Source organism: Streptomyces hazeniae, assembly GCF_031845485.1.
GTDB classification, from domain to species: domain Bacteria; phylum Actinomycetota; class Actinomycetes; order Streptomycetales; family Streptomycetaceae; genus Streptomyces; species Streptomyces hazeniae.
This window is the reverse complement of sequence record NZ_JAVREQ010000006.1, coordinates 208,207-221,955: the sequence shown is the minus strand read 5'-3', so window position 1 is coordinate 221,955 and position 13,749 is coordinate 208,207. Positions and strand designations below refer to the sequence as shown.

Sequence of the window (13,749 nt, the reverse complement as noted above, 5' to 3'; positions counted from 1 at the left end):
GACTGGCTGCGTGCACGAAGAGGGAAAAATCACCGTATTCCTGCTGGACGACCACGAGGTCGTACGACGCGGAGTGCACGACATGCTGGCTGCCGAGGACGACATCGAGGTGGTCGGCGAAGCCGGGACCGCCGCCGAGGCGCTCACCCGCATCCCCGCCGCCCGCCCGGACGTCGCCGTCCTGGACGTACGCCTCCCCGACGGCAACGGCGTCGAGGTCTGCCGCGAGGTCCGGTCCCGCGACGAGCACGTCCGCTGCCTGATGCTCACCTCCTACTCCGACGACGAGGCCCTGTTCAACGCGATCATGGCAGGCGCCTCCGGATACGTCCTGAAGGGCATCCGCGGCTCCGAGCTGATCACCGCGGTGCGGGACGTGGCCGCGGGCCGCTCGCTGCTCGACCCGGTCGCCACCCAGCGCGTCCTGGACCGGCTGCGCAGCGGAGGCGCCACCACCCGATCGGACGAACCGTTGGCCCGTCTCACCGAACAGGAGCGCCGCATCCTGGACCTGATCGGCGAGGGGCTCACCAACCGCGCCATCGGCGAACGGCTGCACCTGGCGGAGAAGACGATCAAGAACTACGTCTCCGGGCTGCTGGCCAAGCTCGGCATGGAACGCCGCTCGCAGGCGGCGGCCTACGTGGCCCGCCTCCGGGCCCGCTCCGACCAGCACTGACCAGCCCTGACCAGCCCTGACCAGCCCAGACGACCGCCGGGGCCCCTGCGGCGCCTTCAGTCGCAGAAGGCCGCGTGCACGGCCGCGTAGCGGCGGGTCCACCAGACGACGAGGGCGGAGGCGGGGGCGAACTGCGGGTCGGGGCGGGAGTCGTGCCGCTCGTAGCGCCAGCGCAGCATCCAGAAGTCGTTCAGCCGCTCCCACCACACCCGGTGCACCGCCGCGCTCAGCTCCGGCGGCGGCGCGGTGCTCGCATGCCGGTACGCGCGGGCGTAGGCACGCACCTTCCGCAGGTCCAGGCTGCCGTCGGGCCGCAGGAAGAAGATCGCCGCACCCCGGACCGCCTCCTCCGCCCGGGGCTGGACGGCCAGCCGGTCCCAGTCGACGATCGCGAGGGGTTCGCCGCCGCGCCGGTGGCTCCGGGGCCGGGCGGCGCCGTAGATCAGGTTCAGCGGGTGGAAGTCGCCGTGCACCCAGCCCGCCGCGGGTACGGCGGCGGGGCGGGCGTCCGCGTACCGGTGCAGCAACCGGCGCCGCTCCCGCAGCCGGTACTCGGCCAGCTCGTCGAAGCCGTCGCGCCGCCGGCCACGGCGGTGGATGCGGGTGAGGAGGCCGTCGATCAGCGCGTGCGTCGCGGCCGGGTCGACGCTCGCGGACCCCGCCTCGGGCGCGGTGGCCTCCCGCTGGGCGGGGAGCACCTGCTGGAGCCGGGTGTGCACGGTGCCCAGGAGCGCGCCCAGCCGCCGCGACTGCGCCTCGGTCAGCGCGAGGCCGTCCAAATGCCGGCCCTCCACCCACGGGTGCAGCGCGAAGCAGCGCCCGCCCACGACGGAGACCGTACGGCCGTCCCGGGCGGCCACGGGGGGCACGGCCGGCAGCCCGGCCGCCTCCAGCGACGCGATGGCGCGGTGCCGCCGCTCCAGCGGGGCGGGGTCGGCGGGGTCTGCGTCGAGGTGGTGCTTGAGGAAGAAGGTGCCCCCGGTGGCGGCGACCCGGTACCCCCGGTTGAGCAGCCCGTACGTCACGGGCGCGCACGACAGCGGTGTGCCGGTGCGGTAGCGGGCGGCGAGGGCCCGGAGGGTGTGCGGGGCGAGGAGGGGCGTCGGCGACACGCGCGCATCGTAGATCACGGTGCGCGACCGCCCGACTGCGGTGTGCGGCCGGCCCGGGCGACGTGGTAGGGGGCTTCCTCCCCGCCCGATCCGGGCTCAGGCGCCGGACGGGCTCAGGCGCCGGACGGGCTCAGCGCGCCGGACCGGGTCAGCGCGCGGCGCCCAGGCCGCCGGCCGAGTCGGCGCCGGTCGACGCGCCGGCGCTTCCGTCACCGCCCCCGGCCTCGTTGCCCAGTGACGTTCCGCCGTCCTCGCCGCCGGAGGTCTCGCCCTCGGTCGTGCCGCCGTCGGTCGTGCCGCCGTCCGTGGGGTCCTCGCCGCCCCCGCCGGGGCTGCCCTCCGTCGTGCCGGTGGACGTCGGCGGCTCCGACGTCGGCTCGGTCGGCTCGGTGGGGGGCTCCGAGGACGGCTCCTCGGTGGGCGACGGGTCCTCCGTCGGGGAGAAGGTGTCGTCGTCGCCGGTGTCACCTGTCGTACCGGGGACGTCGGTGTCGGTCTCGTCGTCCGTCGGCTCGCGGCTCGTCTCGTCGTCCCGCGGCGTGGAGGAGGACGGCACGGGGTCGATGTCGTTCTCCCCGCCGCCGTCGCCCGCGTTGAGGGCGAAGAAGATGCCCGCGGCGATCGCCAGCACCGCGAGGAACGCGATCAGCGCGTACTTCGCCCCGCCGCCACCGCGGCCGTCGTCCCGGCGGCCGCCCTCGAAGCCCCCGTCGTCCCGGTCCGGCGGGCCCATCAGCAGCGGCGGACCCATCCGGGTCTGCGTGTCGCCGGCGCCGCGGAAGCCGCCCGTGCCGGCGTCGCCCATGGTGCCGACGCCGGGCGTACCCATCGGCGGTGTGGTGCCGCCGGCGACGACGGCGCCGGTGTTCCACAGCCCGCCGGTGTGGCCGCCCTGCTCCTGGAGCATGCGCAGGCCGTACTGGACCAGGCCGCGCATCTCCTCGGCGGTCTGGAAGCGGTCGTCGGGGTCCTTCGCCAGAGACCGCATGACGAGGCCGTCCAGCTCCGGCGGCACGGCGTCCGAGACGCGGGACGGCAGCACCGGCTCGTCCTGCACGTGCTGGTACACCACGGACAGCGGCGTCTCGCCGGTGAACGGCGGGCGCAGGGTGAGCAGCTCGTACAGCAGGCAGCCGGTGGCGTACAGGTCGGAGCGGGTGTCGACGGTCTTGCCGAGCGCCTGCTCGGGGGAGAGGTACTGCGGCGTGCCCATGACCATGCCGGTCTGCGTCATGGTGTTGGAGGCGCCGTGCAGGGCCCGGGCGATGCCGAAGTCCATCACCTTCACCGCGCCGGTGTGGGTGATGATGACGTTGGCCGGCTTGATGTCCCGGTGCACGATGCCGTGCTGGTGGCTGTAGGCCAGGGCCTCCAGGACGCCGGAGACGATGATCAGCGCCTGGTCGGCGGGCGGCGCCTCCGGGCCGTGCAGCAGGTCGCGGATGGTGCGGCCCTCGACCAGCTCCATCACGATGTACGGCACCACGCTGCCGTTGACGATCTCCTCGCCGGAGTCGTAGACGGCGACGACCGCGTGGTGGTTGAGTCCGGCGACGGACTGCGCCTCGCGCGTGAAACGGGCCTTGGAGACGGGGTCCTCGGCGAGATCGGAACGCAGCAGCTTCACCGCGACCGTGCGGCCGAGCCGGACGTCCTCGGCGGCGTACACCTCGGCCATGCCACCGCGTCCGAGGCGGTGGGTGAGGCGGTAACGACCGTCGCCCACCAGGCCGTTGTTTCCCCATCCGTCCGGCGATTCGGGCACGGAACCGCCCGTCGCCTCCGGCTCCGAAGGGCCGCCAGCGGCTTGCGAATCTGCCATCTGTCCTCGCCGTCGATCGTTCCGCGGTGACGCGGTCGTGTAACGCCCAGCCCCCGTGCCGGAGGCTACAGCCTCCGGCACGGGGGCTGTGACAGGGCTCAAAAGCCATCCAAGCGGCTGCGGTGTCCGGCTGGCAAGTCGGAGTCCGGGCCGTGGACGACCCCGCCAGGATGGCCGGATCTCGACGGTGGGATGCTTGCCATGCGTATGTCCCGGTGCGGTGCCGAGCCCGGTACACATCGGTCACGGAAGGGGCGACGAACTTGACGTGTCCGTGCCCTCGGGCAGACTGGCCGGGTATCAGGCCCGAAGATGCCGGAAGGACGCCCCCCGGGGGGTCGTCCGGTCACCCGGTCGTCCACGTGCCGGCACAGCGCCACCATGAGCGCCACCAAGGGGGAGCAGTCAGATGAGCGACGACGACGCGCAGGCGGCGCGGTACATCGGCCGCACGGTCGCAGGCGGGCGCTTCCAGCTGCAGAGCCTGCTCGGCGCGGGCGGCATGGCCTCCGTGTATCTCGCCTACGACTCGGTGCTGGACCGCCAGGTCGCGGTGAAGACGCTGCACTCGGACCTCGGGCGTGAGCAGTCGTTCCGGGAACGGTTCCGCCGCGAGGCCCAGTCGGTCGCGAAGCTGACGCACACCAACATCGTGTCCGTCTTCGACTCCGGCGAGGACACCCTCGACGGCGCGCCCGTCCCCTACATCGTCATGGAGTACGTCGAGGGCAAGCCGCTGCGGCAGGTCCTGGACGAGGACGTCGCAGAGTCCGGCGCGATGCCCGCCGACAAGGCGCTGAAGATCACCGCCGACGTGCTGAACGCGCTCGATGTCAGCCACGAACTCGGCCTGGTGCACCGCGACATCAAGCCCGGCAACGTGATGCTGACCAAGCGCGGCGTCGTCAAGGTGATGGACTTCGGCATCGCCCGGGCGATGCAGTCCGGCGTCACGTCGATGACGCAGACCGGCATGGTCGTCGGCACCCCGCAGTACCTGTCCCCGGAGCAGGCCCTGGGCCGCGGTGTGGACGCCCGCTCCGACCTGTACTCGGTCGGCATCATGCTCTTCGAACTGCTCACCGGCCGGCTGCCGTTCGACGCCGACTCCCCCCTCGCGATCGCGTACGCGCACGTGCAGGAGGAGGCGGTCGCCCCGTCCAGCATCAACCGTTCGGTGACGCCCGCGATCGACGCCCTGGTGGCCCGCACCCTGCGGAAGAACCCCAACGAGCGCTTCCCCACCTCCGAGGCGATGCGCGCCGAGGTCGAGCGGGTGCGCAGTTCGGCGAGCGGCGCGGCCCCGGTCATCGTCGGCGGCAACCAGGCGCCGAGCGGCGCCGAGGTCGGCAAGGCGGTGTTCCCGCCGGTGGGCAACGAGCAGAGCACGCCCCCGCCGCCGAACGCCGCGCCCGGGCCGTTCCAGCCGCAGTACGGCTACCCGCAGTCCACGCCGCCGCCCACCGCCCCCATGGGCGCCCCGCGGCCGGCGGGCTTCAACGGCCCCGCCCCGTACGGCCGCCCGGGCGCGCAGACCCCGCCGCCGTACACCATGTCGCCGCGCCCGGCGGGCCCGCCCGCGAAGAGCGGCGGCACCAGCAACGGCGTGGTCGTCGGCACGGTCATCGCCGCGGTGGTCGCCGTGGTGACGGTCATCGCGCTCATCGCGGCGAACAGCGGCGAGGACGACCCGGTCGCCCGTCCGTCCGCCCCGCCGGCCCCGTCCTACTCCGTCGACCAGCCCTCCACCCGCCCGTCGGACGACGAGACGACCGAGGCCGGATCCAGCGGAGGCGGCGGCGACTTCAAGCCGGAGGACACCTCGCGCACCATCGAGGCGAGCGAGTGCACCGACGCGCGGGACAGCTACATCGAAGACGGCAAGAAGACGATGCCGGAGTTCGCCTTCAAGAACCTCACCTCGGTGAAGGAGTGCATCAAGCAGGCCGGCTGGAAGCTGGGGGACGTCACCAAGGAGGACGAGAACGTCTGGGGCAAGAACATGGTCCTGGAGCAGAACCCCGACTCGTACTCCGCGTTCGACCCGGACGAGGACGAGATCGACCTCACCGTCTCCACGGGCATGCCTCCCGGCTCGGACTGATCCCGATCCGGGGACTGCCCCGGGCAGGACCGGCCCGGGCCGCGCCGAGGCCGCGCGGACTGGTCCACACCCCGCCCGTGCCCGGCTGCGCCGTCCGAAGGGCGTGCGGCGGGCCGGGGTTCAGAGGTACCAGAGGTGTCAGAGGTAGGGGCCTCCGGAGCGCGCGGGACCGTGCTCCTCGCCGTCCTCGGGGAGCGCACCCGGCGGCAGCGCGCGCCGCATCTGCTCCAGCTGTGCCCGGGCCGCCATCTGCTGGGCGAACAACGCCGTCTGGATGCCGTGGAACAGCCCCTCCAGCCAGCCGACGAGCTGGGCCTGCGCGATGCGCAGTTCCGCCTCCGTCGGCACCGCGTCCTCGCCGAACGGCAGCGACAGCCGCTCCAGCTCCTCGATCAACTCCGGCGCGAGGCCGTCCTCCAGCTCCTTCACGGAGCTGGCGTGGATCTCCCGCAGCCGCACGCGGCTCGCCTCGTCGAGCGGCGCGGACTTCACTTCCTCCAGCAGCTGTTTGATCATGCTGCCGATCCGCATCACCTTCGCGGGCTGCTCCACCATCTCCGTCAACGGGACCTCAGCCTGCTCGTCGGCTTCGTTGTCGCCGCCCCTGGGGGCCGCGGTGCCGAGAGCCATCCCGTCCGGACCGACGACCAGGACGTGCGGGCTCTCCTGCGACCGTTCATTGCTCGGCTGTGTCATATCCCCATTCTGCACGGCTCATGCCTCCCGGCGGCGAGGGGCCGCCGGGAGCGGGGACCGCCGGGGACGCGAGGCCGTCGCGGCGGCGGTCCGCCGGTCAGCCACGGCGCAGGCGGAGCGCCAGGAACGCCAGGCCGAGGCCGAGGCAGGTGAGCCCGGCGCCCAGCGGCAGGACGGGCAGGATCGGACCCGCGGGGGCGGCTGCCGCGGCGGGAGCGGCCGCCTCCGCGGCGCCGTCACCGGCCGGGGACTGCCGCGGCGGTCCCGCCTGCGGGCGCCCGGGGTCGGCTGCGCCCGCGACCGTGTCCTGGGGCGCGACGGGTGCGGGGCTCCACATGCCGCCCTGTGCGGGGGCGGCGGGGTCCTCCACGGCCTGCCCGGTGGCCTCCGTGCCGGTGCCCGCACGGGCACGGAGGCCACCGGGGGAAGCACCGGCCCGCCCGGTGTCAGCCGGCGCGGGACCGTCGGCACGCCGTGCGCCGGCCGGTCCCGTACCGCCCGGCTCGGCGTCCTGCAGGGTCGCGCCCGGCTCGCGCGTGGGCGAAGCAGGACCGGGGTGCGGGTGAGCGTGCCCGCCGGCAGCCTCCCCGGGGCTGCGGTGCTGCCACGGCCCGCTCGCGTCGGTCCCCGCCACGGGCTGCCCGCCGCTCCGTGCCCGCGTGGCGGGGGAGCCCGTCCACGCGTGTTCGTGAGGGCCGAAGAGCGGCGGGAGCGGCGGCGTTCCCTCACGGCCGTCGTGCGCGTGGCGGGGGTGATGCGGGTCGCCGGGGTCCCGTGGGTGGTGCCGGGGGTACGGGGCGTGCGGGCTGCGCGGGTGCTCGCCCAGCACGTCGGCGAGCCGCTGCGAGAGGCGCTCCCCCCACCGGCCGTCGGAGGGGGGCGTCCCGTACGGCGCGACGGCTCGGGGGGCCGTACGCGCGCCGGGAGCGCTCGCCGTGGGCGCTGCGGAGGCGGCGAGCGCCGGGGCTGGGAGCAGCAGGACGACGGCGCAACTCAGCAGGGGTACCCCGGAACACCTGCGCCGGGTGTGGACCGCCCCCGCGCGCCCGTCTCGGGGAGACCTCATGCCGCCTCCCTCCCACGCCGTACCGTTCTGCCGAGTAACCAGCGTCACATAAAGGGAGGAAACGGGCATCTCGAATGAGCGGTATCGGTTCTGCGCTCACGCGATCGTCCGAGCGCCCTCGGCAGCAGGTGCGCACCCGTCACACCGTGAGGATCACCTTGCCCACGTGACCGCTCTCCTCGAGCACGCGGTGCGCCTGCGGGGCGTCCCGCACGGGCAGGGTGCGGTCCAGCACGGGGCGTACCCGCCCGTCGTCCAGCAGCGGCCACACGTGCTCCCGCACGGCAGCCACGATCGCCGCCTTCTCCGACGCCGGACGACCGCGCAGCGAGGTCGCCGTCACGGCGGCCCGTTTGGCCAGCAACGCGGCGAGGTTCAGCTCGCCCTTCGTCCCGCCCTGGAGGCCGATGACGGCCAGCCGCCCGTTCACGGCCAGCGCCCTGACGTTGTCGCGCAGGTACCCGGCTCCGATGATGTCCAGGATCACGTCCGCGCCGCGGCCGTCGGTCGCCGTCCTCAGTTCCTCGACGAAGTCCTGTTCGCGGTAGTCGATGAGGATGTCCGCGCCCAGTTCGGCGCAGCGCGCCAGCTTCTGACTGCTGCCCGCCGTCACCGCGACGCGTGCGCCGACCGCCTTGGCGAGCTGGATCGCCATGGTGCCGATGCCGCTCGACCCGCCGTGCACGAGCAGGGTCTCGCCGGGCCGCAGGTGCGCGACCATGAAGACGTTCGACCAGACGGTGCACGTCACCTCCGGCAGACCGGCCGCGGTGACGAGGTCGACGCCCTTCGGGACGGGCAGCAGCTGGCCGCTCGGCACGGCCACCTTCTCCGCATAGCCGCCGCCCGCCAGCAGCGCGCACACCTCGTCGCCGACCGCCCATCCGGACACTCCCGAGCCGACGGCGGCGACCCGGCCCGCACACTCCAGACCCGGGTAGGGGGACGTACCGGGCGGCGGGTCGTAACGGCCCTGACGCTGCAGCAGGTCGGCGCGGTTGACGCCCGCCGCCGCCACGTCCACCAGCACTTCGCCCTCACCCGGCTCCGGGTCGGGCACCTCGGCCCACACCAGCGCCTCGGGCCCGCCCGGTTCGGGAATCGTGATCGCATGCATGGCCCGACGCTACTCCCCCGCGGGCCGAGCGCTACGGAAGCGTGGTCTCGGAGGAGGGGAGGGAACGGTGGATGACGACGACGCGGTCGGTGAGCTGCAGCGTCGCGGCCTCCGGGTCGTCGTAACCGAGCAGCCGGTGGCCCCGCACGACGGAGACGACCAGGTCGGTGCACTCGCGCGGAGACCGGCCCGCCTCGGCCTTGGTGACGGGCCGTTCGTTGAGGCTGAGCCCGCTGCCCTGCTGGATCAGGTCCTCCATGACCGAGCTCGCGTTGGGGCTCAGCATGGACAGGCCCAGGAGCCGGCCGGCGGCGCTCGCGCTGGTGATGACGGCGTCCGCACCGGACTGGCGCAGCAGCGGCGCGTTCTCCTCCTCGCGCACGGCGGCGACGATGCGCAGCCTCGGGTTGAGCTGACGCGCGGTCAGTGTCACCAGCACGGCGGTGTCGTCGCGCTGCGTGGCGACGACGATCTGTTTGGCACGTCGCACCTCGGCGCGGGCGAGCACGTCGCTGCGGGTCGCGTCGCCGACGACCCCGGCGAAGCCGTCGTCCGTGGCCGCCTTGACCACGTGGTGGTTCGGGTCGATCAGCACGATCCGCTCCCGCCCCATCCCGGTCGACAGCAGCGTCTCGGCGGCCGACCGGCCCTTGGTGCCGAAACCGACGACGACGGTGTGGTCGCGCAAGGCGGTCCTCCAGCGCGTCTGGCGCCACTGCTCGCGGGTGCGCTCGGTGAGCACCTCCAGCGTGGTACCCACCAGGATGATCAGGAACAGGACGCGGAGCGGGGTGATGAGCAGGACATTGACGATCCGGGCGCCGTCGCTGACCGGCGCGATGTCACCGTACCCGGTCGTGGAGAGGGTGACGGTGGTGTAGTAGACGGCGTCGAGGAAGGTGACCGTGCCGTCGTGGTTGTCGGTGTAGCCGTCCCGGTCCAGGTAGACGATCAGCACCGTCGCCCAGAGCACGCTCAGCGCGGCCAGCAGACGGCGGCCGACCTGCCGCAACGGCCCTATCGTCGAACGCGGCAGCAGCACGGGGCGCTCCGCGGGATCCCGCGGCGCCCTCGCGACGGTCGTCCTCACCACGGCAGCCCCCTCACCACGGCAGTTCCAGCAGACGGACGGACATCCCGGCGCTCGCGCCGCCGGGGGCGACCGCGGCGAGCGCGGACGCCCCCGCGAGGCCGCGCAGCATCGCCGGCCCCGTCCAGCGCAGCGGCGTCGCGCCGGAACCGTCCGCCGTCCGGATGACCGGCACCAGGCGGGTGTCCCGCGGGTGGCCCTGCACGTCAGCGGTCAGCGTCGCCCGCACCGGCTCCGGTTCCGGGAGCCCCGCGCGGGCCCGCAGCAGCGGCCCGGCCAGGGTGAGCAGGCCGGACACCGCGGCGAGGGGGTTGCCGGGCAGGCCCACCAGATGGCGTCCGCGCTGCGCCCCGGCGAGGGCGGCCAGCAGCATCGGGTGCCCCGGACGCACCTCCACCCCGTCCACCAGCAGCCGGGCACCGATGCGGTGCAGGGCGGGCCGGACATGGTCGAGCGGGCCGTGTGCGGTGCCACCGGTCGTCACGACGAGATCGGCGCCGGTCGTGGTGACCGCTTCGTGCAGCGCCTCGGGATCGTCGCCCAGACGCCGCGTCGCCAGCACCTCGGCGCCCAGCGCGGACAGCCAGGGTCCGACCATCGGGCCCAGCGCGTCGCGGATGCGGCCCCCCGACGGCAGCCCCTCGTGGAGCAGTTCGTCGCCGAGGACCAGCACCTCGGCGCGCGGGCGCGGGGTGACGGTGAGCCGGTCGTAGCCCGCGGCGGCGGCCAGGCCCAGCACCGGAGGCGTCACCGGCGTACCGGCGGGCAGCAGCCGTGCGCCCGTGCGGCACTCCTGGCCGCGCGGCCGGATGTCCGTCCCCGGGTCCGTGCTGCCGGAAGGCGCCCCGGGCGTCAGGTGGAGCCGCTCGGCGCGCAGTTCGGCTCGCTCGTCGCGCACCACGGCCGTCGCGCCGGGCGGGATACGTGCGCCGGTCGCGATCCGTACCGCGCGGCCGTCGGCCAGCGGCTCGGGTTCGGCACCCCCGGCCAGCACACCCGGCCCCTCCGGCAGGCCGGCGGGCGTCCACGGACCCGGCCCGGCGACCGCCCAGCCGTCCATGGCGGACGTGTCGAACGACGGCAGGTCGGCGAGCGCTTCGACGGGAGCCGCGAGCACCTGCCGCACGGCCCGGTCCAGCGGCACGGTCACGGTCGCGGCGGGCTCGACCGCCCGGGCGGCGATGCGCTGCGCCTCCGCCCAGGGGACGTCCGCGTGCGCGGGCGGCGGCTGGGGCGCCGACGGGCGTGCGGGCTCACCGCCTCCGGCGAAGGGCGCCGACGAGTCGACCACGCGGGCCTCCTCCCCGGTCTCCACGGCTCCGACGCCCCCGACTCTCGCACAGCCCGGCCCGGACGGGGTCTTCGGGCCCGCGGTCGCTCCGCCGTCGCGGGAGGCGCCGCCGGGGGCGGACTCCCGGGCCAGGGCTCCGGTGGGGGAGGCGGGCGACGCCGGCGGCGTGGGCTGCGCGTCCGGCGTGGCCCCTGGACGTCGGTCCGCCGGGGCTCCCATGCGCCCTGTCGAGGACGCTCCGCCGGGACCGCCCACAACGGCGGCCGCAGTGGGGGGCGCGGGGGCCGCCGACGGAGACGGCGGACGGCCGAACGGGACGCGGGCGTGGGCGTCCGGCGCCGCAGCGCCCTCAGCGGGCTCAGCGGGCTCAGCGGGCTCAGCGGGCTCACGAGGACTCGCTGCGGCTGCCGCAGGGGACTCCACCACGGACGGAGCCCGCGCTTCCCCCGGAGGGGAGGCGGCCGGCTCCGTCTGAAGGTCGGCCGCACGGGCTGACGGCTCCCCCGGACGCGCCCCGTCGGGAGCGGCTCCCGACGGGGCGGGCGAGCCCGTCACCGCCGCGACCGGGGCCACCTGTCCGGCGCCCTGCGCACGGGCGTCGGCGTCGGCGTCGGCGGACGGCACCTCCGACGGCACGTCCGGCGACGCCGGTGGAGGGCCGCCGGGCCGAGGGACGGGAGCCGGTGCGCCCGCGGAGTCGCGAACGTGGCCACCGGCCGCCGCACCGGCCGGGTCGGCGGCGCGAGCCGGCCGCGTACCGGGGGGCCCGGGGGCGGCCGTGTCGGGCGCACGGTCTTCGGGGGCCGAGGGCGACGTCGACAGGCGTGGGCCACGGGTGGGGACAGGGGGGACCCAGGGGGCGGCGAGCGCGTCGTCCGGATCGTGCGGCTCGTCCCGCGGGGGCGTGGCGTCCGTGCCGGCGCGGTCGAGGCCGACCCGCCGGGCGGCGCGTGTCAGCCACTCCGGGAGCAGGCCGTCGTCGGACGCGTCGGCACGCCCGCGGTCGGCGGCGGGCGCGGTCTCGGCCTCGGCCTCGGCCTCGGCGGAGCGGTCGCCGTCCGCCGGGCTCGCCGGGCGGCGCAGCGTCCGCATCATCTCGGTCAGGCGGCCGACCGCGCCGCCGCTCTCCGCCTCGTCCGACTCCTCCGCGCGGCGCAGCAGCCAGGGAGGGGCCAATTCGTCCTCCCCCGTGGGGGCCGCAGGTCGCGGGGCGCCCCGCAGGCCCACGGTCGAGGCCGACGCGGCGGACAGCCACGGTCCGGCGAGGTCGTCGTCCTCGGTGCCTGCCGCGTCCGTGACCGGCGAGGGACCGGTCGGCGCTCTCCCGGTGCCGTCGGAGGGCCCGTGGACGCCCGTGGCCGACAGGCCGTCGGTGGACGGCGAGCCCGCCGACAGCCACGGTCCGTCCGCGCCGTCCTCCCCCTCCGGCGTGCCCGGCCCGGCGTGCGGCCCGGCGTGCGACCGGGTGCCCTCGGCGGGTGTACCGGAGGAGTCGGGGGACTCGGCGCCGTCGTCGCCCGCCGCGTCCGCAGGCGTCGCGGCGCGGCTCCCCTGTGTGGAGGGCGGGCACTGCTCGGCCTCTGCGCTCGCAGAGGGCGCCCGGTCGGGGCACAGCTGTGATCCTTCCGGGCCGGGCGGCCGGCCCGCCGCGGACTCCGTCGCGGGGGATGGGCCCTCTCCGCCGTCCCCTGCGCCGCCGGGCTTCGGCGCGCTGCGCGCGTCCGCCGCGCGGGCGGGACAGTCGGCGCAGGGGCCGCCGCCGGCGTCCGTGGGGCCGCCGTTGGCGAGGGCGAGGGCCTGGTCGAGGTCGTCGGCGCCGCTACCGGCGCCGCGACGGCTCATCGGTCGTCCGTTTCCGACTCCGCTTCCCATCGCTTCGCCAGCTCGGCGGCCTTGCGTGCGGCTTCCGCCACCGCCTCCGGAGAGCCATCCCCGCGGGCGGCGGCCGCGTAGCCGACCAGAAACGTCGTCAGCGGGGCGGCGGGGCGCGCGACTCCGTGCGCGGCGTCACGCGCGAGGTCCAGGAGCCCGGAGGTGTCGACGTCGAGCTCGACACCCAGTTCGGCCTTGACTGCGGCAATCCATTCGTCCAGCACGGAGCCATGCTCCCTGATGCGGGCCCGCGCGGCGGCGAGGTCGTCCCAGGTGTCGCAGTCCACCGCGTCCTCGGTGGGCATGCGGTGCAGCCGCAGTCCGGGGAGCAGCAGGCGCAGCGGGAGGTGGGCGAGAGTGCCGTGTTCGGCGTGCAGCAGGGCGAGTTCGCGGCGCAGTGGCTCGGCACCGTAGGCGGCGAGCAGCGGCTGGTCCCGGCCGTCGTGGGCGACGGCGCCCTCGCCGTCGCTCCCGGTGGCGGCGCGCAGCAGCGCCCGTACGGTCGACGCCCGCAGGAAGGGCAGGTCGGCGGAGAGGACCAGCACGGTCTCGGCCCGGACGTGGGCCAGGCCGGCGTCGAGTGCCGCCAGCGGGCCGCCGCCGCGCGGGCTCTCCAGCGCCCAGGTCACCGGGCGGTAGGTGGACCGGCGGGGGCCGACGACCACGGTCGTGGTGGCGTCCGGGCAGGCTGCGAGGACACGGTCGAGGAGGGTGCGGGCGCCCACCGTGAGGGCGGGTTTGTCGGCGCCGCCGAGCCGCCGGGCGCCGCCGCCGGCGACAACCAGCGCATCGAAGGCGGTGGCGCCCGGCTGCTCGGCGGCAGCGGAACGGGCGTCGCCCGCCCCGGGCGCGGTGCGCGGGGCGGGCGACGGTCGTCCGGGCGGGCCCGGGGCGTGTGCG

10 protein-coding genes are annotated in these 13,749 nt (G+C 75.6%); 2 read left to right on the top strand and 8 right to left on the bottom strand.

What is annotated here, in order from left to right; translation table 11 throughout:
• The first annotated feature begins 10 nt into the window (after positions 1 to 10).
• Positions 11 to 679 (top strand): response regulator, encoded by a 669-nt coding sequence (locus RM572_RS09675; protein ID WP_136183193.1) that lies wholly within the window; start codon positions 11 to 13, stop codon positions 677 to 679.
• A gap of 56 nt (positions 680 to 735) precedes the next feature.
• On the opposite strand, the gene RM572_RS09670 is transcribed toward RM572_RS09675, so the two are convergent.
• On the bottom strand, positions 736 to 1,791 hold the full coding sequence (locus RM572_RS09670; protein ID WP_311672844.1) for a phosphotransferase: 1,056 nt from the start codon (positions 1,789 to 1,791) through the stop codon (positions 736 to 738).
• A gap of 148 nt (positions 1,792 to 1,939) precedes the next feature.
• On the bottom strand, positions 1,940 to 3,613 hold the full coding sequence (locus tag RM572_RS09665) for a protein kinase domain-containing protein (protein ID WP_311672843.1): 1,674 nt from the start codon (positions 3,611 to 3,613) through the stop codon (positions 1,940 to 1,942).
• Between the two features lie 409 nt (positions 3,614 to 4,022).
• Between RM572_RS09665 and RM572_RS09660 the strand changes: the two genes are divergently transcribed.
• On the top strand, positions 4,023 to 5,717 hold the full coding sequence (locus tag RM572_RS09660) for a protein kinase domain-containing protein (RefSeq protein WP_311672842.1): 1,695 nt from the start codon (positions 4,023 to 4,025) through the stop codon (positions 5,715 to 5,717).
• Positions 5,718 to 5,855: 138 nt separating this feature from the next.
• Here the strand turns inward: RM572_RS09660 and RM572_RS09655 are convergent, their stop codons facing one another.
• The 6 genes from RM572_RS09655 to RM572_RS09630 form a co-directional block, all read right to left on the bottom strand.
• Complete coding sequence (locus RM572_RS09655; RefSeq protein WP_136183197.1) at positions 5,856 to 6,413, bottom strand: bacterial proteasome activator family protein; 558 nt, start codon at positions 6,411 to 6,413, stop codon at positions 5,856 to 5,858.
• A 97-nt stretch (positions 6,414 to 6,510) separates the two neighbouring features.
• On the bottom strand, positions 6,511 to 7,479 hold the full coding sequence (locus RM572_RS09650) for a hypothetical protein (protein WP_311672841.1): 969 nt from the start codon (positions 7,477 to 7,479) through the stop codon (positions 6,511 to 6,513).
• 139 nt (positions 7,480 to 7,618) lie between these two features.
• Positions 7,619 to 8,596: an NAD(P)H-quinone oxidoreductase gene (locus RM572_RS09645; RefSeq protein ID WP_311672840.1), complete on the bottom strand. Its 978-nt coding sequence runs from the start codon at positions 8,594 to 8,596 to the stop codon at positions 7,619 to 7,621.
• A gap of 31 nt (positions 8,597 to 8,627) precedes the next feature.
• Positions 8,628 to 9,638: a potassium channel family protein gene (locus tag RM572_RS09640; RefSeq protein ID WP_311672839.1), complete on the bottom strand. Its 1,011-nt coding sequence runs from the start codon at positions 9,636 to 9,638 to the stop codon at positions 8,628 to 8,630.
• 61 nt (positions 9,639 to 9,699) lie between these two features.
• Entirely contained in the window at positions 9,700 to 12,819 is a 3,120-nt protein-coding gene (locus RM572_RS29750; RefSeq protein ID WP_394813566.1) for a molybdopterin molybdotransferase MoeA, read from the bottom strand.
• On the bottom strand, positions 12,816 to 13,634 hold the full coding sequence (locus tag RM572_RS09630) for a DUF6457 domain-containing protein (RefSeq protein ID WP_311672880.1): 819 nt from the start codon (positions 13,632 to 13,634) through the stop codon (positions 12,816 to 12,818). Before RM572_RS09630 ends, RM572_RS29750 begins: the two co-directional genes overlap by 4 nt.
• Positions 13,635 to 13,749 lie beyond the last annotated feature (115 nt).